The 19,590-nt window shown below is 73.6% G+C and carries 17 protein-coding genes; 4 read left to right on the forward strand and 13 right to left on the reverse strand.

The genetic code is table 11. The features are described from left to right. Positions 1–13 precede the first annotated feature (13 nt). From OG470_RS27355 to OG470_RS27365, 3 genes are read right to left on the reverse strand one after another with little or no spacing between them, the layout of a single operon-like run. Positions 14–838: an SDR family NAD(P)-dependent oxidoreductase gene (locus OG470_RS27355; RefSeq protein ID WP_328416750.1), complete on the reverse strand. Its 825-nt coding sequence runs from the start codon at positions 836–838 to the stop codon at positions 14–16. Beyond that, positions 835–2,199: a flavin-containing monooxygenase gene (locus OG470_RS27360; RefSeq protein ID WP_328416752.1), complete on the reverse strand. Its 1,365-nt coding sequence runs from the start codon at positions 2,197–2,199 to the stop codon at positions 835–837. The genes OG470_RS27355 and OG470_RS27360 overlap by 4 nt, the downstream gene beginning before the upstream one ends. 56 nt (positions 2,200–2,255) lie before the next feature. Next, positions 2,256–2,897 carry a TetR/AcrR family transcriptional regulator gene (locus tag OG470_RS27365; protein WP_386991563.1) on the reverse strand — a complete coding sequence of 214 codons (642 nt, stop codon included), beginning with the start codon at positions 2,895–2,897 and terminating at the stop codon, positions 2,256–2,258. A gap of 77 nt (positions 2,898–2,974) precedes the next feature. Between OG470_RS27365 and OG470_RS27370 the strand changes: the two genes are divergently transcribed. Then, positions 2,975–4,324 carry an MFS transporter gene (locus tag OG470_RS27370; RefSeq protein WP_328416756.1) on the forward strand — a complete coding sequence of 450 codons (1,350 nt, stop codon included), beginning with the start codon at positions 2,975–2,977 and terminating at the stop codon, positions 4,322–4,324. A 46-nt stretch (positions 4,325–4,370) separates the two neighbouring features. Then, a complete protein-coding gene (locus OG470_RS27375) occupies positions 4,371–5,528 on the forward strand; it encodes a hypothetical protein (RefSeq protein WP_328416758.1) in 1,158 nt (385 codons plus the stop codon). Between the two features lie 23 nt (positions 5,529–5,551). Here the strand turns inward: OG470_RS27375 and OG470_RS27380 are convergent, their stop codons facing one another. Beyond that, positions 5,552–7,033, reverse strand: a complete 1,482-nt coding sequence (locus OG470_RS27380; protein WP_328416760.1) for a peptide MFS transporter — start codon at positions 7,031–7,033, stop codon at positions 5,552–5,554. Positions 7,034–7,255: 222 nt separating this feature from the next. Here OG470_RS27380 and OG470_RS27385 point away from each other — a divergent pair, with 222 nt between their 5' ends. After that, positions 7,256–7,597 (forward strand): RNA polymerase-binding protein RbpA, encoded by a 342-nt coding sequence (locus OG470_RS27385; RefSeq protein WP_007460094.1) that lies wholly within the window; start codon positions 7,256–7,258, stop codon positions 7,595–7,597. Positions 7,598–7,665: 68 nt separating this feature from the next. Here the strand turns inward: OG470_RS27385 and OG470_RS27390 are convergent, their stop codons facing one another. The 9 genes from OG470_RS27390 to OG470_RS27430 form a co-directional block, all read right to left on the reverse strand. Continuing rightward, complete coding sequence (locus OG470_RS27390) at positions 7,666–8,190, reverse strand: FxsA family protein (protein WP_328416771.1); 525 nt, start codon at positions 8,188–8,190, stop codon at positions 7,666–7,668. Positions 8,191–8,255: 65 nt separating this feature from the next. Then, on the reverse strand, positions 8,256–9,065 hold the full coding sequence (locus OG470_RS27395) for a polyprenol monophosphomannose synthase (RefSeq protein WP_328416773.1): 810 nt from the start codon (positions 9,063–9,065) through the stop codon (positions 8,256–8,258). 34 nt (positions 9,066–9,099) lie between these two features. Then, positions 9,100–10,734, reverse strand: coding sequence for an apolipoprotein N-acyltransferase (lnt, locus tag OG470_RS27400; RefSeq protein WP_442930994.1), 1,635 nt, complete (start codon positions 10,732–10,734; stop codon positions 9,100–9,102). 481 nt (positions 10,735–11,215) lie between these two features. Continuing rightward, a complete protein-coding gene (locus OG470_RS27405) occupies positions 11,216–12,553 on the reverse strand; it encodes a glutamate mutase L (RefSeq protein ID WP_328416775.1) in 1,338 nt (445 codons plus the stop codon). Next, complete coding sequence (locus OG470_RS27410; RefSeq protein ID WP_328416777.1) at positions 12,550–12,942, reverse strand: hotdog domain-containing protein; 393 nt, start codon at positions 12,940–12,942, stop codon at positions 12,550–12,552. The genes OG470_RS27405 and OG470_RS27410 overlap by 4 nt, the downstream gene beginning before the upstream one ends. Continuing rightward, positions 12,939–13,703: an OAM dimerization domain-containing protein gene (locus tag OG470_RS27415; protein WP_328416779.1), complete on the reverse strand. Its 765-nt coding sequence runs from the start codon at positions 13,701–13,703 to the stop codon at positions 12,939–12,941. The genes OG470_RS27410 and OG470_RS27415 overlap by 4 nt, the downstream gene beginning before the upstream one ends. Further along, positions 13,700–15,262: a lysine 5,6-aminomutase subunit alpha gene (locus tag OG470_RS27420; RefSeq protein ID WP_328416781.1), complete on the reverse strand. Its 1,563-nt coding sequence runs from the start codon at positions 15,260–15,262 to the stop codon at positions 13,700–13,702. The genes OG470_RS27415 and OG470_RS27420 overlap by 4 nt, the downstream gene beginning before the upstream one ends. 100 nt (positions 15,263–15,362) lie before the next feature. Next, positions 15,363–16,928, reverse strand: a complete 1,566-nt coding sequence (locus tag OG470_RS27425) for an amidohydrolase (RefSeq protein ID WP_328416782.1) — start codon at positions 16,926–16,928, stop codon at positions 15,363–15,365. A 4-nt stretch (positions 16,929–16,932) separates the two neighbouring features. Continuing rightward, positions 16,933–17,982: a zinc-binding alcohol dehydrogenase gene (locus OG470_RS27430; protein WP_328426635.1), complete on the reverse strand. Its 1,050-nt coding sequence runs from the start codon at positions 17,980–17,982 to the stop codon at positions 16,933–16,935. Positions 17,983–18,134: 152 nt separating this feature from the next. On the opposite strand from OG470_RS27430, the gene OG470_RS27435 reads away from it, so the two are divergent. Beyond that, entirely contained in the window at positions 18,135–19,541 is a 1,407-nt protein-coding gene (locus OG470_RS27435; RefSeq protein ID WP_328416783.1) for a KamA family radical SAM protein, read from the forward strand. Positions 19,542–19,590: the final 49 nt, after the last annotated feature.

Below are 19,590 nucleotides of genomic sequence, written 5' to 3' on the forward strand. Positions count from 1 at the left end.
GCCGGCAGTACGGTCAGTTGCCCAGGTCGCGGTGCCGGCGCAGCATGCCGGCGGCCAGCGGCGCGGCGTCCAGGTCGCCGGCGGCGAGCCGGGCGGCGAGGGTACGACGTACCAGCCGGTCGGCCAGCGCTGGCGCGTGCCGGCCGACAGCCATCTCCAGCCGGCCGCGCGCGGTGGTCGCCACGTCCCGGGGTGCCCGCCGGGCGGTGGCGGTGCGCAGGATCGCCGCGACCACCCCCTCGACGGGCTCCGGCCGGGACACCCCCTGCAGGGACAGGCCGGCCTCGGCGGTGCTGTCGTGGATCGGTGAGGCCACCATGCTCGGGTAGACGACGCTCACCCCGACGTGGGTGCCCACCTCGTGGCGCAGTGCGTCGGCGTACGCGACCAGCGCCCGCTTGCTCACCCCGTACGCGGCGGCGAGCGGCAGCGGCAGCACCGCCATCCGACTGGACACGAAGATCACCCGTCCCCGTGCGGCGAGCAGTGCGGGCAGCGCCGCGGCGGTGGTCCGCCAGGCGGCCAGCAGGTTGACCTCGAGCTGCCGGCGAACCATCTCATCGGGCGGCAGCTCGGCCGGGGCGGGGCCACCGACCCCGGCGTTGTTGACCAGCAGGTCCAGCCCGCCGAGCCGGTCAACGGCAGCTCGCACCGCCGGCGGCACGGCGGCTGGGTCGGTCAGGTCGCAGCCGAGCACGGGCAGGTCGTCGTCGGGTCGCGCGTGCAGGTCCAGCCCGACCACCCGGGCGCCGGCGGCGTTCAACGCGGCGCCGAGGTGACGGCCGAACGTGCCGCTCGCCCCGGTCACCAGCACCCGGCGGCCGGTCAGCCCGGTCACCGTCCGGCTCCGACCGGCGCGGTGGCGTCGGGACCGCCACCGCGCGGTGCGGTCGGGCGCGCGCGGCGGGCGCCGGCGGTCAGCTCCCGGGTCAGCTCGGCCAGGTAGACGTCGAAGTCCACCCGCATCGCCGGTCTGCGCTGACCCCAGCGGGCGGTCGCCGCCCGGAGCTCGGCGCGGCAGACGGCCCGCTGCCGGTCGGCCTCCGGTAGCGCGTACCGGCCGGCGAGCTGCGCGGCGATCAGCTTGGCCTGCGCCTCCACCAGGGGGAACGCGGACCCGGTGGACTGCATCAGCCCGACGAAGGTCAGGCCGGGGGCGTCGGGGTGGAACACGTGCCGGTACAGCGACAGGGTGTCCGCGCCCTCGTTCAGCAGCGCCGGGTCGAGGAACGGGATCTCCACCCGGTAGCCGGTGCACCAGATGATCAGGTCGACCGGGTCGCTGCGGCCGTCGGTGAACTCGACCCGGTCGCCGTCGAGGGTGGCGATGCCGGGGCGGGCCTCGATGTCGCCGTGGGTCAGCCGGGACAGCAGCCCGTCGGAGAGCGTCGGATGGTCCTGGAGGAAGCCGTGGGTCGGTGCGGGCAGCCCGTAGCGGGCGGGACTGCCGACGGTGGTGCTGAGCATGGTCTGGCTGATGCGTTGGCGCAGTCGCCACGGCAGCCGGCGGGCCAGCGCCCCGTTGAGGGTGTCGGAGGGGCGGCCCAGCAGGTACTTCGGGACCACCCACACGCCCCGGCGCAGCGACAGCAGGGTGCGGGTGGCCGCGTACGAAGCGTCCACCGCGATGTCCATCGCGGAGTTGCCGCCCCCGACGACCAGGACCCGCTTGCCGGCCAGTTGTTCCGGGCCCCGGTAGTCGTGGCTGTGCAGCTGTTCGGCGGTGCTGGCGCCGGGGTACGGCGGGCTGGGCAGCCGGGGCACCCGGTTGTGGCCGTTGGCGACCACCACGGCCTCGACGGTGACCTCGACCGGCCCGTCCGGTCCGCTCGCCCGCACGGTCCAGGTGCCCGAGGGATCCCGGGTGACCCGCTCGACGGTGTGGCGCAGGCGGATGGTGTCGCCCAGCCCGAAGCGGTCGGCGTACCCGGCCAGGTAGCCGGCGATCCGGCGGTGGTCGGGGTAGTCGGGCCAGTCGGCGGGCATCGGGTGGTCGGCGAACTGGGTGCGGCCGCGGCTGGTGTTCAGGTGCAGCGTGCGGTACGCGGGCGAATCGGGCGCCCCGTACACCCAGAGGCCGCCGACCTGGTCGGTGGCCTCGAAGCAGACCGTCGGCACGTCGGCGTCTCGCAGTGCCTTGACGGCGGCGAGCCCGGCCGCGCCGGCGCCGATCACCGCCACCCTGGGTGGTACGCCCATCGCTGCCCCCACTTAATCCAACGTCCGATGGATAATCGTCGTGAGCGGGCGGCCCGTCAAGAGGCCGCCGGTCCGTACAGCCCGTCCAGGAAGCGGTGCACGAACACCCGGAACTCGCGCCGCTCCCGGGCGCCCGGCGCACCCGCGGCCAGCGCCACCACGTGCCCGTGTGCGGCCCAGACCAGGCTTCGCACCGTGATGTGCGGTGTCGGTTCGACCAGCGCGCCGGCCGCCGCCGCGGCGGTGAGCAACTCCGTCACCAGCCGGTACAACGGCTCGGCGTAGCGCTGGTCGAGCTCGGCGTGCCGCTGCGGTTCCAGCCAGCGTCGCAGCCACAGCGCGGTGGTCTCCGGACGGTCCTCCAGGAAGTCGACGAAGACGTCGACCAGGTCGTGCAGGGCGCGCCGCGCCGCGTCCGGCCCCGCGTCGAGGGCCGATCGGGCCTGCTCGGCGGCCTGCGTCAGGACCTCCCGTTCGGCGCTGAAGACCCGGGCGAAGCAGGCGTCGTAGAGCGCCGCCTTCGTACCGGTGTGGTGGGCGACCGTGGCGACGTCCACGCCGGCGGCGGCGGCGACCTCCCGGAGCCCGACGGCGTCGAAGCCGCGCTCGGCGAAGAGCGCGGTGGCCGCGGTGAGCACCACCTCGCGGGTCGGGCGGCTCTGGTCCCGGCGGGGCCGACCCGGACGGCGTTGGGGCATGGTCATGGCCGCCATTCTGCCCCTAGAATCCATCAACCGTTGGATTGGTGGGCTGCTGCCCTGGAGAGGATGCGGCGATGACCGGGCTCGACCGGCGGCCCGCCGCCGCCACAGATGCGACGCTGCCCCGCGGCCCGTTGGCCGGCTTCGCCGCCGGCTCGATCGGCATGGGTGTCTGGGTGACCGTGCCCGGCCTGCTGCTGCTCTACTTCCTCACCGACGTGCTGGCCGTCGAGCCGTGGCTGGCCGGTCTGGCGCTGCTGTTGCCGAAGGTCGCCGACGTGCTGCTGCACCCGTGGGTCGGGCATCGCGCCGACGTGGAGCAGACCCGCCGGGGCGACCGGCGGCGACTGCTGCTGCTCGGCTGCGTCCTGCCGCTCGCGTTCGCCGCGATCTTCGCGGTGCCCGGCGAGCTGACGGGCGCACCGGCCGCCGCGTGGGTGGCGGTGTTCTTCGTCGCCGGCAACCTGCTCTTCGCCGCCTACCAGGTCCCCTACCTGGCCACCCCGGCCGACCTGCGGATCGGCTACCACGAACGCACCCGGCTGATGGCGTTCCGGATGGTGGTGCTGACCCTGGGCATCCTCGTCTCCGGGCTGCTGGCCCCCCTGCTGACCGGCGGCGACGCCGCGACCCGCACCGGCTACCAGCGGATGGGTGTGGTCCTGGCGGTGGGGATGCTGGCCGCCATGCTGGTCGGCGTCGCCGGCATCGCCCGGCTGCGCGGCTCCGCGGCGGCGACCGGTCCGGCGGGGCACGGCGGGTGGCGGGCGTTGCGCACCGCGCTGCGCGACCGGCAGTTCCGCTGGCTGGTCGCCGCCTACCTGGCCATGTCCACCACCACCCATCTGGTACTGGCCGCGGTGCCCTACTACGCCGAGTACGAGCTGCGCGCCCCCGGCCTGACCACGGTGCTGGTGGCCGCGTTCGTGGCGCCGGCCCTGCTGGTCACCCCGGCCTGGCTGGTGCTGGCCCGCCGGGTCGGCAAGCAGCGGGCGCTGCTCGGCGCGCAGGGCGCGTTCGCGGCCGGCTCGCTGGTGCTGGCGGTGGGCCGACCGGCCGGCCTGCCCCTGCTGATCGGCGCGGTGGCGGTGCTCGGGGTGGCGTTCGCCGGCATGCAGCTGCTGCCGTTCTCGATGCTGCCCGACGTGATCCGCGCGGCCGACACGACCGGCGCCGGCACCTACACCGGGGTGTGGACGGCCACCGAGGCCACCGGCGCGGCCCTCGGCCCGTACGCGTACGCCCTGTGCCTGACCGTCGGCGGGTTCGTGGCCTCGACGGCCGGTCAGACGCCGGTCCAGCCGGACGCGGCGCTCGCGGCGGTCCGCTACGGGTTCGGGCTGCTGCCCGCCGTGGCGATGCTCGCGGCGCTGCTGCTGCAACGCCGCTACACCCTGGACGCGACCGCCCGGACGGCCGGCTGACGGCGCGGCGACGCCGTCAGTTGCCCGGCACTAGACTTCGCCCTCGATGGACGCCCAGCCCACCCCCACCGAAACCCGCCCGTGTGCCCACTGTGGACAGCCGGTGCCGCAGCGTGTCGGCGCGGGTCGACCGTTCCGCTACTGCCGGGACAACGACGGCGCCTGCCAGCGCGCCTCCCGCAACAGTCGGATGCGCCACCGCAACGCCCCCGGCCTGCCCGGGCAGGTGGCCCGCACCTGGGAGGCGGTGGACCGGCTCGACCAGATCGTCGAGACGTTGACCGAGTCCCTGCACGCCGAGCTGTCCCCGGTGGGTGTGCAGCGGCAGTTGGCCCAGGCCCGCGCCGAGGCGGCCACCGAGGTCGCCGCCGCGCAGGCCGAACGCGATGAGGCCCGCGGCGACGCCGAGGACGCGGCGGCGGACGCGGCCCGGGCCCGCGAGCAGGCCCGTGGTGCGCTGGCCGACGCCGAGGACGCCCGGCAGCGCGCCGAGCGGGCCGTACAGCAGGCCGGCGCGGCCGACGAGCGGACCCAGCGGGCCGAGGCCGCCCGCGACCAGGCACGTCACGACGCCAGTGCGGCCGAGGCGCTGCGGAGCCAGGCCGAGCGGGACCGCGACCAGGCGCGACACGACCTGCGCGACCTGCGCGCGCACCATGACACCGAGCGGCAGCGGGTGGCGGACCTGACCGTCGAGCGCGACGCGGTGCGCGCCGACGCCGAGCGGGCCACCCGGGCCGCGGCCGAGGCGACCGAGCGGGCGCAGCGGTGGCAGGCCGAGGTGCAGGACGTCCGGCGTCAGATCGAGCAGGCCCGCGCGGACGCCGCGCGGACCCGCACCGAGGCCGCCGACGCCGCCCGGGCCCGGGAGCAGGCCGACCGGGCCCGCGACCGCGCGCAGGTCGCCGCCCGCGAGGCCGACGACGCCCGGCAGGAGGCGGCCGAGCTGGCCGCGCAGCTACGCGCGGAACTGGCCGCCACGGCCGCGCAGCGCGACACGCTCGCCGCCGAGGTGGGCGCCGCCCGGCAGGCCGCGGCCACCGCCGAGGGCCGGCTCAGCGCCCTGACGGTACGGCTGGAGGCCGCCGAGACCGACCGGGACCTGGCCCAGCGGCGGGTGGCGCAGCTCGGCGACCAGGTCAGCGACCTGGCCTTGGCGCTGGCCCGGCTCGGTGCCGCCACTGCCGACGACGCCACCCGCTGACGCGGCCCGGTGCTCAGGCCCGGTCAGTGGATGCCGGCCATCAGCGCGCGGATGTGCCGGGCGAACATCACCGCGCCCAGCCCGAACGCCACCGACGCCAGGCCGAAGGTGAGGAAGTAGGTCGGCTCGGACCAGGTGTCGGCGAGCCGGGCCACCTGCCCGCCGATCGCGTCGCCGACGGCGGTGGCGAGGAACCACAGCCCCAGCATCTGGCTGGCGTACTTCACCGGCGCCAGCTTGGTGGTGGCGGACAGGCCGACCGGGCTCAGCGACAGCTCACCGGCGACCTGGAGGGCGAAGACCGCCACCAGCCACCACGGGGACACCTGGTCGCCGCCGACGGCGGCCTGCGCGGCGGCGGCCATCAGCACGAACGACAGGCCGTTGAGTACCAGACCGACGGCGAACTTCACCGGCGTGGACACCCGGTGGCCCACCCGCAGCCACAGCAGCGCGAACAGCGGCGCGCCGATGATGACCAGGATCGGGTTGACCGACTGGAGCCAGGACGCGGGGAAGGTGAAGCCGGCGACGTTCCGGTCGGTGCGTTCGGCGGCGAAGATGTTCAGCACCGACCCGGCCTGGTCGTAGATCAGCCAGAACGCGGCGGCGAACACGAACAGCCACAGGTACGCCTTCATCCGGCTGCGCTCGGTCGTGCTGAGCTCCCGGTCGGTCATGATCCGGGCGAAGTAGCCGATGGTGACCAGCACGGTGACCGCGGTGAGCAGGTTCACCACCGAGTCGATGGTGAACAGTCCGGCCAGCGCGAGCGCGGCGACGAGTACGACGAGCGCCGCGACCGCCACGCCGACGCGGGTCAGCGCCCGGCGGCGGTCCGCGCCCAGCAGCGGGTCGGCCGGGCGGTCCCCGGCGTCGCCCAGGTTGCGCCGGCCCAGCACGTACTGGATCACACCGAAGGTCATTCCGACCGCGGCCACGGCGAATCCCAGATGCCAGTTGATCTTCTCGCCGAGCAGGCCGGTGATCAGCGGGGCGATGAACGCGCCCAGGTTGATGCCCATGTAGAAGATCGAGAAGCCGGCGTCGCGGCGTGGGGAGTCCCGGTCGTACAGGGCGCCGACCATGGTGGAGATGTTCGGTTTCAGCAGGCCGGTACCGAGGACGATGAGGACCATCCCGGCGAAGACGCTCCACCGCGTGGGCACCGCCATCACGTAGTGCCCGGCGGCGATCACCACCCCACCCCACAGCACGCTGCGCCGGGCGCCGATCAGCCGGTCGGCGACCCACCCGCCGGGCAGCGCCATCAGGTACACCATCGCGTTGTACGTGCCGTAGACCGCGGTGGCGCTGGAATCGCCCAGGCCCAGCCCGTCGTCGGTGGTCTCGGCCGTGAGGTACAACACCAGGATCGCCCGCATGCCGTAGAAGCTGAACCGCTCCCACATCTCGGTGAGGAAAAGGGTGGCCAGTGCGCGGGGATGACCGAAGAACGTCCGCTCGGTCGGGGCACCGCGCTCGACCGGCACGTCATGGGCCATCGCAACCTCCGCTGCACTCGGGCGGTTAACATCCCCGGTGGCAGCCGAAACACTCCACCGTTGCGAACCGGCCGGGGATCACCTGGTGGGGTGGTCGTCCTGGCCGGCTACCCTTGGTCCCGGCCCACCCGTGGACGCCTCACGCCCCCGGGCGGGAATGGCTGGGCGGGAACGCACCGTTACACCCAGAAGACCAGCACCACGAACGAGGGGAAGTCGATCATGGGCGAGCGTATGCTGCGCGGAAGCCGCCTGGGCGCGGTCAGCTATGAATCCGACCGCAACACGGAGCTCGCGCCGCGTCAGACCCGCGAGTACCTCTGTGCCAAGGGCCACCAGTTCGAGGTGCCGTTCGCCGTCGACGCCGAGGTCCCGACGACCTGGGAATGCAAGTTCGACGGCAGCGTCGCTCGACTCGTCGACGGCAACGAGCCGGAGCAGAAGAAGGCCAAGCCGCCGCGTACCCACTGGGACATGCTGCTGGAGCGGCGCTCCATCGCCGAGCTCGAGGACATCCTCGCTGAGCGGCTGCAGGAGGTCCGTACCCGCCGCGGCCGCGCCTGAGCCGCACCGCACCGCACGACACGGCGCCCCCGGGGTTTCCCCCGGGGGCGCCGTCGTGTCTCTACCGGTCAGTTACGGCCAGGCTCGACGATCTCGCCCTCGATGGCCCGGCCGCCGTCGACCACCACCGGCTGCTCCGGTTCCGGACGGGGCGTCGGTCGCGGCGCACCCTGGCGCACCCGCACGGTACGCGGGCCGAACAGGTCACCGGCGACCATCGACGACACCCGCCGCTCGGTGGTGCGTTGCATCCCGGCGCGGGCCAACCGCCGCAGCGGCGGCACCAGCAGCAGCAGGCCGACCACGCCGCTGACCAGACCGGGCACCGCCAACAGCAGCGCGCCGGCCAACCCGACCAGCCCGTCGGTCACCTGCCGGCCCGGTGGCTGTCCCGCCTGCGTCGCGGAGCGGAATCCACGCCAGGCGCGCATGCCCTCGCGGCGCAGCAGCACCAGCCCGAGCAGCGAGGCCCCGAACACCAGCAGCACCGCCACGCCGAACCCCAACGCCCGCCCCACCAGGACGAACACCGCAAGTTCCAGCACCACCGCCAGCAACAGGGCCAACGGTACGAACCTCAGTCCTCGGCGCATCTCACCTCATCGCCATCCCGCGGCACACGGACAAGTACCGCCCTTCCAGCATGACACGGCCGCGCTCACGGCCACCGCACCTGACCGGTGGGGGTGCCGTGCAGGCCCCGACGCACCGCCTGCCGCCGGTCCTGCACCCCCCAGGTGGTGATCCGCCACAGCGCCTCCGCCACGATCCGCGGGCTCATCTTGCTGTCCCCGCGTTCCCGTTCGGCGAAGGTGATCGGCACCTCCACGATCCGTACTCCGGCCTGGTGCGCCAGCCGGGACAGCTCCACCTGGAACGAGTAGCCCTGGGAGCAGACCGATGCCAGGTCGATGGCGTCCAACGCGCTGAGCCGGTACACCCGGTAGCCGCCGGTGGCGTCGGACACCGGCATGCCCAGCGCGAGGCGCGCGTACAGGTTGCCGCAGCGCGACAGCAGCAGCCGCCGCAGCGGCCAGTTCACCACCTGCGCGCCGCTGGTCCACCGCGACCCGATGACCACGTCGGCGTCGCGGGCGGCCTCCAGCAGCGCCGGCAGGTCCTCCGGGGCGTGCGAGCCGTCGGCGTCCATCTCCACCACGGCGTGGTAGCCGCGCTCGCGGGCCCAGCCGAACCCGGCCAGGTACGCCGCCCCGAGGCCCTGCTTGCCCTCCCGGTGCAGCACCCGCACCTGCGGGTCGGCCTCGGCCAGGGCGTCGGCGATCACGCCGGTGCCGTCGGGGCTGTTGTCGTCGGCGATCAGGATCTGCACCGCCGGGGCGGCCCGGCGGACCCGGCCCACGATCGCGGCGACGTTGTCGGCCTCGTTGTAGGTGGGGATCACCACCAGCACCCGGCCCACGCCGGGCACCTCATCCGAACGCCGGACCGTATCGGTCGCCTGGATCACGGTTCCTCCGCTCCCGCCGGCGTACCGGCTGCTGCTATCCGGGCATGACCCGCTGCCGCCGACGCAGCACCGCCGCGCCGACCAGGGCGGCCGCGGCCAGCCCGGCGAGCGCCACCTCCGGCCACCAGCCGAGCCGGGTGGCGAGGGTGGTTCCGCCGTCGAGCCGTAGCTGCCGCACCACGACCTCCCGGGTGTTGAACCCGGTGGCGTCGCTTACCCGCCCGTCGGGGGCCACGAACCCGGACACTCCGACCGTGGAGGCCATCAACGCCGGCCGGCCGTGCTCCACCGCCCGCAGCCGCACCATGGCCAACTGCTGGCGGGCCTCGGCCACGTTGAACGTCGCGTTGTTGGTCTGCACCACGAGCAGTTGCGCGCCGCCGGTGACGGTGTCGCGGACCACTTCGTCGTAGGCGACCTCGAAGCAGATGACGTCGCCGAGGACCGTCGAGCCGGCGCGTACCACGCCCGGGGTGCTCCCGGCCACGAAGTCCGACCGGATCAGGTCGACCTTGTCGCTGACCATGCGGGCCACGTTGCGCAGCGGCACGTACTCGGCGAACGGCACGGGGTGCCGCTTGGCGTACACCTGGGTCAGGTCCGGGCCGGTGCCCGGCTGCCACAGGACACCGGCGTTGCGGACCTCGCCGGGGCCGGGGCCGAGCAGCACCGCGCCGACCAGGATCGGCGCGCGGATGGCGTCGGCGGCCTGGGAGATCCGGGCCCCGGCGGCGGGGTTGCGCAGCGGGTCGATGTCACTGGAGTTCTCCGGCCACACCACCAGATCGGGTTGGCGCTGCTCACCGGAGGCGACCCGCGCGGCCAACTCCACGGTGGCGTCGACGTGGTTGTTCAGCACCGCCTGCCGCTGGGCGTTGAAGTCCAGCCCGAGGCGCGGCACGTTGCCCTGCACGATCGCCACGGTGACCGGGGCGCCGTCGCCCACGGCGGCGACCGGCACCAGCAGGCCCGCCGCGCTCAGCGCCACCGCGGCGGCGGCCGGTACGGCCACCGGCAGCCACCGGCGCGCCGGAGCGGCGTCCCCCGGTGCTGCCCGGACGGCGGTCCAGCCCCGCCAGGCGGCGGTGACCAGCAGCCCGCCGACGAGGGCCACCGCGAAGGTGACCAGCGGCGCGCCACCCAAGGCGGCCAGGCGCAGCAGCGGGGAGGAGTCCTGGCTGAACGCGAGCCGCCCCCACGGGAACCCACCGAACGGGGTGCGGTCGCGCAGCGCCTCCTGCCCCACCCAGAGCAGCCCGGTCAGCGCCGGCCACGCCCACCGGGTGCGGTCGGCCAGCGGCGACACCCAGGCCGTGGCCATGCCGAGCAGCGCCAGATAGCCGGCCTGCAACAGCGACAGCAGCACCCACGGCAGGTAACCGGTGTGCAGGTTCGTCCAGGCCAGCAGCGGCCCGAAGAGCGCCAGCCCGGTGAGGAAACCCAGGCCGGCGCCAGCGCGCAACCGTCGCCGGTGCGCCGCGGCGGCCAGCAACGCCACCCCGACCGGCGCGAGCGGCCACACCCCGTACGGCGGGAACGCCACCAGCAGGGCCAGACCGGCGGCCAGCGCCATCGGCGCGGCGACCTTCAGCGGCAGTGGCCGGCCGGCGACGACCGGCGCAGCCGGCACCGCCGGGGCGTGGGCCTCATCCCGGTCCAGTGTCGTCACCGCAGCTTCACCTCGATCACGGGGCGAAGGCTACCTGGCCGGCGGGCCCGGCGACCGCATCGGGCCGCCGGGGACGAACCACCCGGCGGACATGAAATCGGGGCGCGGCTCGCGCCGCGCCCCGATGCTCCCAGGCCCTCCCCGGCCGGTGCGGCGAGAACGAGGCACGCCGACCTTCGGACCGACCGGACGCGGACTGGCTGCCCCCGCCGGGCCGTTGTCTACTGGCCGTGCACCTCACCCTGCCCGTACACCGGTAACCGCGACCGGTTCGCGCCGCCCCGCCGACCCCCGCCCGCTGGACCTGGCCGCCGCGACGATGACGCTGAAAATGTCGCTCGGCCAGCGGACGAAGGGACGAAGCGAACAACAGCCGCTTCCCGTGGTAGGACTCAAAGACGGTACGTGTTGCACCCCGCCCCCTGTCAACCCGCCCCCGGCCTGTCGTGTGTTGCGACACGGCGTGTCGGGTCGGCGAGTCTCAATGCGTGGCCAGATGGTGGCGCAGCAGCGCTCCCGCCGCCGACCGGTGCTCCTCGGCGAGCAGCCCACCGGCGGCCAGCACATAGTCGACGTCCACCACCGCACGCGCGGCGCGCGGCAGCGCCCACCCCCCGGCGTGGTCGCCGAGGACGCTCGCCAGGACCTGCCCCGCCGTGCCCGCCGGGGCGTGCCGCAGCACCCCACCGGAACCCACCATCAGCCGCACATCGCGCAGGTCCCGTCCGGCCCGTTCCCCGGTGGCGGCACCCCGGGCGTGCCGGCGCAGCGCCACCGTCGCCGCGAGGGTGGCGATGCGCCGGTCCACGGCCCGCTCGGGCTCGTCGGCGGCCAGGAACGCCGGGTCGGCGGCACGACGTACCGCGGCCGCCGTCAGAGCGTCCTGCTCACCGGGGGCCAGCAGCCGTTCCTCCGCCGCGGCGCGGACCACCCCAGGGGCGCTCCACCGCATGCCCAGGTCCCCCTCCACGGTCCGGGCCCGCCACAGGCTGCCGGCGACCTCCCGGCCCGGCCCGGTGGCCCGCTCGTCCGGGGTGAGCACCGAGTACACGTCGGTGGTGGCCCCACCCACGTCGACCACGGCCAGGTCCCCGCCGATGGTGTCGGCGAGCACCTCCACGCCGGTGAGCACCGCATCCGGGGTGGCCGCGCGCACCAGCCGGGCGAACCGGGTGCCCCGCGACAACCGCTTGCCGCCGATGACGTGCCGCAGGAACACCGCGCGGATCGCCGCGCGCGCCGGCGCCGGGGCGAGCACCCCGATGCGGGGCAGCACGTTGTCCGCGGCCGTCACCGGCACACCGGCGGACTCCAGCAGCGCGGTCACCTCGGCGCGTACCTCGCCGTTGCCGGCGAGCACCACCGGCACCCGCCAGCGGGCCCGGGCCAGCCGGGTCGCGTTGTGGGTGATCGTCTCGGCGTCACCGCCGTCGGTGCCACCCACGAGCAGCACCACATCCGGCCGGGCCGCCCGCAGCGCCGCCAGGTCCGCCGCACCGAGGCGGCCGGCCGCCACGTGCACCACGTGCGCGCCGGCGGACAACCCGACCCGCCGGCCCGCCTGCGCGGTGACCAGCGGCTCGTAGCCGATCACGGCCAGCCGCAGCCCACCGCCGGCCGACGAGCAGACGTACCAGGGCAGGTCCCGCCCGCCCAGCCCGGCGGTGGCGGCCGCGACCGCGGCGTCCAGGCCGTGCAGCACGTCGGTGCCCACCGTGGTCGGCGCCGCCGCGGCGCCCACCAGCACACCGGCGGCCAGGTCCACCACGGCCGCCTTGGTGTACGTGGAGCCGACGTCCGCGCAGACCGCCAGGGTCACGACGCGGCGGGAACGACCACGGTGCCGGTCGCGGTGACCGCCACGACCGGCGGGTCCAGGACCTCGGCGGCGGACTCGGAGCGGTCCGGGCGGCCCCGGCACACCACCGCGCAGCTCAGCTCCAGGGTGCGGCTGCGGGTGCCCACCCGGGACACCTGCGCGGTCACCTCCACCACGTCACCGGCGCGGATGGGCGCCGTGAACCGCACATCGGAGTAGCCGGCGAACAGGCCCTCGTCGCCGTCGGTACGGATGCACACCTCGGTCGCCACGTCCCCAAACAACGCCAACGCGTACGCCCCGTCGACGAGGTTGCCGGCGTAGTGGGCGTGCGAGTACGGCACGTACCGCCGGTGCGTCACCGTCAACCCGAGCCTGGAGTCGGTCATACCATCGCCTTCCGCTGCGTGATCAGGGCGTGCACCAGATAGCTGGCCACCTCGCCGGGCGTGGTGCCCCGACCGAAGATCCGGTCCACACCCAACTCGTCGGTCATCGTCTCGTCGAACCGGGGACCGCCGACGATCAGCAGCGGCCGCCGCCCGGCCGGCATCGCCTCCCGGAACGCCGCCGACATCTCCCGGGTGTTGTGCAGGTGCGCGTCGCGTTGGGTGACCACCTGCGACACGAGCACCGCGTCGGCCTTCTCCACCCGGGCGGCCTCCACCAACTCCGGCACGCTGACCTGCGCACCCAGGTTGGTGACCTTCAGCTCCCGGTAGTACTCCAGGCCCTTCTCCCCCGCGATGCCCTTCACGTTGAGGATCGCGTCGATGCCCACGGTGTGCGCGTCGGTGCCGATGCACGCCCCGACCACGGACAGCTTGCGCCGCAGCCGCTGCTTGATCACCGTGTTGACGTCCTTGGCCGACAGCAGCGCGAAGTCCCGCTCCACCACCTGCACCGCGTTCAGGTCAACCAGGTGGTTCACCCGCCCGTAGACGACGAAGAACGTGAACTCGTCACCCATCGGCTTGGCGTGCACCACCATCGCCGGGTCGATGCCCATCCGATTGGCCAACTGCACCGCCGCGCCCTCGGCCCGCTTGTCATGCGACACCGGCAGGGTGAACGACACCTGCACCATCCCGTCGCCGGTGGTGTCCCCGTACGGCCGCACGATCTTCTTCGCGGCGTCGGTGGCGCTCATGCCGCATCCCCTTCCAGGATCTCGGTGGCCGGGTTGCAGTAGTCCGCCTCGTGCGCGGCGACCCCGGCGAGGCCCTTGCCACGGTCCGCCGGCCGCTTCATGATCCCGAAGGTCCCCTCGGCGATCGCGGTGAGCAGCGTCTGCTCCCCGATGCGCTCCAGCAGGTCCAGCGCCTCACCGAGAACCTGGTTGGCGCGCCGCCGGATGAACCCACCCGGCGCCGGCACGAAGTCCTCGTGCAACCCACCGGCCGCGCCCAGCACGTACCGCACGTTCTGCAGGGCAATGTCCCGGTCGGACAACCACGGCGTCACCACCGCCTCGGTCATCATCCCCACCAGCAGGATGCCCTGCCCGGTCATCGCGCCCGCCAGGTTGAAGAACCCGTCGAGCAGGTTGCCCCGGAACACGTCGCCGGTCATGTGCTTCGTCGGCGGCATCCACTTCAACGGCGCGTCCGGGAACAGCTCCCGGGCCAGCAGCGCGTGCGCCAACTCCAACCGGAACGACTCCGGCACCTCCGGGTTGATCTCGAACGCGTGCCCCAGCCCCAACTGCCAGTCCGCCAAGCCCGCCTCGTGGGCGAAGAACTCGTTGAGCAGCTGCGACACCGTCACCGTGTGCGCCTCGTCGACCGCGTCCGCGGTGGTCAGGTAGTTGTCCTCACCGGTGTTGATGATGATCCCGGCGCGCGCGTGGACCTGCCGGGAGAACCGCTGGTCGACGAAGGTGCGGATCGGGTTGATGTCACGGAACAGGATCCCGTACATCGAGTCGTTCAACATCATGTCGAGCCGTTCCAACCCGGCGAGGGTCGCCATCTCCGGCATGCACAGCCCGGAGGCGTAGTTGGTCAACCGCACGTAGCGGCCCAACTCCTTCGACGACTCGTCCAACGCCGCCCGCATCAGCCGGAAGTTCTCCTGGGTGGCGTACGTACCGGCGAACCCCTCCCGGGTCGCGCCCTCCGGCACGTAGTCCAGCAGCGACTGCCCGGTGGAGCGGATCACCGCGATCACGTCCGCGCCCGCCCGCGCCGCCGCCTGCGCCTGCGGGATGTCCTCGTAGATGTCCCCGGTCGCCACGATCAGGTAGATCCACGGCCGCTGCTTCGGGTCCCCGTGCCGCTTGATGAGGCGGTCCCGTTCCGCGCGCCGCCGGTCGATGCGCCGGATACCCGCGCCGACCGACCGACGCGCCGCCGACCGGGCCGCCGTGGCCGCCCGACCGGTGGGCAGGCCGAAACGCACCGACCCGGCCGCGGCCTTCTGCGCCAGCAGCGTCACATCCGAGAGGCCCTCGCGGGCCAGCGCGTCGAACACCGGCACCGCCACCCCGTGACCCAGCCCCACGTCCGCGACGACCGCGTCGACGAGCCGGTTCACCCACGGGATGCCGTCCGGGTCCGCGCCGCTCACCCCGGCCAACCGCAGCACCGCCCGCTCCACCGACACCGTGGTGTGGCTGCGCGCCAGGTCCACCACCGGCTGCCCGGCCCGGCGCGCCAACTCCCGCGCCCGCGCCACCAGCACCGGATCAAGATCAAGCTTTCCGGTCACGCCGTCGCCCCCGCCACATCGATCATCCGCCCGCTCACGCCACCGCTTCGCGGCGCGAGCACCCCGCTGCTGTCCTTACCGGTTCGCTCGCTCAGCTCGCTCACGACGACCCTTCCTGATAGATGACCTCACCGCGCAGCACCAGGCTCCGGCACACCGGCAGCGGCGTCGGGTCCTCCGGACCCCGCAACTCCGGGTCCTCGGCCAACAACACCGGCAGGCCCCGCTCCACCCCGGCCGGCGTCGACCACACCGCGAACGTCGCCGGCGCACCCAACGCCAACACACCCTCGACGTCCAGGTGCACCGCCCGCCACCCGCCACGGGTGTGCGCGGCGAACGCCGCCCGCACACCCATCCGCTGCGCCGGGTTGTGATGCGCCGCCGCCGCCCGCACCGACCCCCACGGATCCAGCGGCGTCACCGGCGAATCCGAACCGAACGCCAACGCCACGCCCACCCCGTGCATCGAGCCCATCGGGTTGGACTCCAACGACCGGTCCGGACCCAACCGCGCCTCGTACATCCGGCCCGCGCCACCCCACAGCCGGTCGAACGCCGGCTGCATGCTCGCCACGACCCCGTACTCCACGAAATGGGCGATCATCCGCTTGTTCATGATCTCCGCGTGCTCGATGCGGTGCCGGGCGGCGCGCAACCGCTCCACTCCCAGCGTCCGCGCCGCCGCCGCGAAGCCCTCCAGCACCGTGCCGATCGCCGCGTCACCAATCGCGTGGAACCCACCCTGCATGCCGTGCGCCGCGCAGTCCAACAGGTGATCCCGCACCTGCTCGGCCGAGAGGTACCCGTGCCCGCACCCGTCGCCGTCGCCGTACGGCTGCGACACGTGCGCCGTCCGCGAACCCAACGCCCCATCGGCGAACAGGTCACCGCCAGCGCCCACCGCACCCAACTCCCGGGCCCGCGCCGCGCCACCCAGCTCACCCCAGTACCCGTACACCTCCGGCAAACCGGCGCCGGAGATGCCCAGCAGACCGGTGAAGTCCTCCTCGTCGGAGATCTCCGGGCCACCGCACTCGTGCACCGCCGCGATACCCAGCGACGCCGCGTGCGCGAGCGCCACCCGTTGCGCGGCGACACGCTGCGCCCGGCTCACCGAACCCTGCGCCGCCGCCCGCACCACGTGATGCGCATCACGACGCAACCACCCCGACGCGTCGTACCCGGCCTCGGCCGCCGCCTGCGGACACGCCGCCAGCAGCGCCGTCGACACCAACGCCGAATGGATCGACGCCTGCGACAGGTACACCCGCCGACCACCGGCCGCCCGATCCAGCGCCGCCGCGTCCGGCAGTGCCGGATCCGGCCAACCCGACTCGTCCCAGCCATGCCCCAGGACCACCGCGTCCACCGGCAGACCGGCCGCGAACGCGGCAACCGCGTCGAGCAACTGCGCCGCCGAACGCACCCCGGACAACTCCAGCCCGGACAGCGCCAACCCGGTGTCGGTGGCGTGCACGTGCGCGTCGACGAACGCCGGCGTCACCAGCGCACCGCCCAGGTCCACCACCCGGTCGGCCGGCGGCGCGTCACCGTCGGTCCCCAGCCAGGCGATCCGCCCACCGGAGACCAACAGCGCGGTCGCGCTCGGGTCGGCGGGACAGTGCAGCACGCCGCCGCGGTACAAGGTCGAGGGGTTCGTCATGACCTCAGTCTGCCGCGACCCGTGCCGCGAACAGCTGACGCACCCCCGGCTCGGCGCGCAGCAGCCCCAACGCCAGCTCCGCGTGCCCCGGCACGTACCCGTTACCCACCAGCATCGTCACGTCCGCCGCCAGCCCCTCGGCGCCCAACGCCGCCGCGGAGAAGCTCGTCGCCATCGAGAAGAAGATCACCGTGCCGCCGTCGGCGGTGGCCAGCACCGCTCCGTGCTCGCAGCCCGGCACATCCACGCAGACCACGGTGACGTCCGCCGGGCTGCCCAGGGCGGTGGTCACCGCCGTGGACAGGGCCACCGGATCCCGGGCGTCGGCCAACGCCACCGCCGAAGCCAGGCCAGCGGCCGTCAGCGCGTCGCGCTCCGCCGCCACCGGCACCACCCCGACGGTACGCGCGGCACCCGCCCGCCGCGCCGCGGCAAGCGACAGGGAGCCGCTCTTGCCCGCCCCGCCGATCACCGCGACGCGCACCGGCGTCGGGTCACCGGTCCGGCGACGATCCTCGACGTAGCGCGACACCACCCGCGCCGTCAGCGCGGGCGCCCCGCACACGTCCAGCACCGCCAGGGACAGCTGCGGGTCCTCGTCGTCGGGCAGCACCGCGGCGATGGAGCGGGCGAACAGAATCGCCCACCCGTCGCAGGGCACCTGCTCGCTACGCCCGTCCCAGCGCGCCAGCCCGTCGGTCACCACCAGCGGGGTCAGCGTCAGCGACACCAGGGTGGCGACCCGCTCCCCGGGCTTGAGGCCGAGCGGGGAGCGCCGGCCGGCCTCCTCGACGACGCCGATCAACATCCCGCCGGAACCGGTCACCGGGTTCTGCATCTTCCCCCGGGTGGAGATGATCTCCAACACCTCGGCGCGGACCGCGTCACCGTCACCGCCGTGCTTCTCCGACAACTGCCGGAAGCTCGCCGCGTCGAGGTTCAGCCGCTGTACCCGGATCCGCACCTCGTTCGGTGCGATCACGGCGGACGTGTCCAACCGCCAAGCCGCCTGCGGCAGCACCCCCGCCGGTTCCACGACGCGGTGCAGTCCCACCGGTGACGTCACGTCCACCTCCCCTGCTCAGCCGTCCGAAGCCCCGGTCAAGGCTCGCGTAACGGGAAAACTTACGGCAGACTAATTTCTTCACCGAATATTTTCCAGTAGCCTTCGGGTTTCGTGATCAGCCGCAGCACCGAGGAGGGGCCGTGACCCAGACCCAACCGGTTGAGACCATCCCTCAACCCCGTCACGCCCCGGTCGCCGTTCCGACCGCCGGGCAGCCATACGAATACCACCGCCGCCCCCTGGTCGAACCCGACTGGACCCGCTTCCCGGGCTGGCGCCACGTCACCCGCGACCAGTGGGAATCCGCACAGTGGCAGCGCGTCAACTGCGTCAAGAACATCAAGCAGCTCCGCACCGTCTTCGGTGACCTCATCGACGAGAGCTTCTACGCCGACCTCGAGGCCGACCAGAAGGCCCTGGCCACCATGTCGATGCTGGTGCCACCCCAGATGATCAACACGATGGTGCCGTTCGCGCCCCTCACCACCGAGGCGCTGCTCGCCGACCCCATCCGGCGCTACATGATCCCGGTCGCCTCCGACCGACGCACCGACTGGCCGTCACACCCCTACGCCAGCCGCGACTCCCTGCACGAGCACGACATGTGGGTCGCCGAAGGGCTCACCCACCGCTACCCCACCAAGGTCCTCGCCGAACTGCTCTCCACCTGCCCCCAGTACTGCGGGCACTGCACCCGCATGGACCTGGTCGGCAACTCCACCCCCACCGTCGACAAACTCAAGCTCACCCTCAAGCCCGTCGAGCGCTACGACGCCCACATCAGCTACCTCAAGGCCCACCCCGGCGTCCGTGACGTCGTCGTCTCCGGCGGCGACGTGGCCAACGTGCCCTGGCGCAACCTCGAGTCGTACCTCATGCGCCTGCTCGAACTGGACACGGTCCGCGACATCCGGCTCGCCACCAAGGCCCTGATGGGCCTGCCCCAGCACTGGCTGCAGCCCGACGTGGTCGAGGGCCTCGAACGCGTCGCCCGCACCGCCGCGCGGCGCGGCGTCAACCTCGCCATCCACACCCACGTCAACCACGCCCAGTCGCTCACCCCGCTGGTCGCCCGCGCCGCCCAGACCGCCCTCGACGTCGGCGTCCGCGACGTCCGCAACCAGGGCGTGCTCATGCGCGGCGTCAACGCCACCACCCCCGAGCTGCTCGACCTCTGCTTCGCGCTCCAAGGCGAGGCCGGGATCCTGCCGTACTACTTCTACATGTGCGACATGATCCCCAACGCCGAGCACTGGCGCGTCCCGGTCTGGCACGCCCAGCAGCTCCAGCACGACATCATGGGCTACCTGCCCGGCTACGCCACCCCGCGGATCGTCTGCGACGTCCCCTTCGTCGGCAAGCGCTGGGTGCACATGCTCACCGACTACGACCGCGACCGCGGCATCTCCTACTGGACGAAGAACTACCGCACCTCCATCGAGTCCGCCGACCTGGAGGCGCTCAACAAGCGCTACGCCTACTACGACCCGATCGACACGCTGCCCGACAGCGGGCAGCAGTGGTGGGCCGACCACCGCGACGACTGACCACCAGCACGACGCCCCCGGGATCACCTTCCCGGGGGCGTCACCCGTT

The organism is Micromonospora sp. NBC_00389 (assembly GCF_036059255.1).
Lineage (GTDB): Bacteria > Actinomycetota > Actinomycetes > Mycobacteriales > Micromonosporaceae > Micromonospora.

Coding starts and splice junctions, on each gene's coding strand:
- OG470_RS27390 (WP_328416771.1), bottom strand. CDS start 8,190: ATGCGCCGAGGACTGAGGTTCGTACCGTTGGCCCTGTTGCTGGCGGTG.
- OG470_RS27360 (WP_328416752.1), bottom strand. CDS start 2,199: ATGGGCGTACCACCCAGGGTGGCGGTGATCGGCGCCGGCGCGGCCGGG.
- OG470_RS27380 (WP_328416760.1), bottom strand. CDS start 7,033: ATGGCCCATGACGTGCCGGTCGAGCGCGGTGCCCCGACCGAGCGGACG.
- OG470_RS27375 (WP_328416758.1), top strand. CDS start 4,371: ATGGACGCCCAGCCCACCCCCACCGAAACCCGCCCGTGTGCCCACTGT.
- OG470_RS27415 (WP_328416779.1), bottom strand. CDS start 13,703: ATGAGCGCCACCGACGCCGCGAAGAAGATCGTGCGGCCGTACGGGGAC.
- OG470_RS27425 (WP_328416782.1), bottom strand. CDS start 16,928: ATGACGAACCCCTCGACCTTGTACCGCGGCGGCGTGCTGCACTGTCCC.
- OG470_RS27370 (WP_328416756.1), top strand. CDS start 2,975: ATGACCGGGCTCGACCGGCGGCCCGCCGCCGCCACAGATGCGACGCTG.
- OG470_RS27385 (WP_007460094.1), top strand. CDS start 7,256: ATGGGCGAGCGTATGCTGCGCGGAAGCCGCCTGGGCGCGGTCAGCTAT.
- OG470_RS27365 (WP_386991563.1), bottom strand. CDS start 2,897: ATGCCCCAACGCCGTCCGGGTCGGCCCCGCCGGGACCAGAGCCGCCCG.
- OG470_RS27410 (WP_328416777.1), bottom strand. CDS start 12,942: ATGACCGACTCCAGGCTCGGGTTGACGGTGACGCACCGGCGGTACGTG.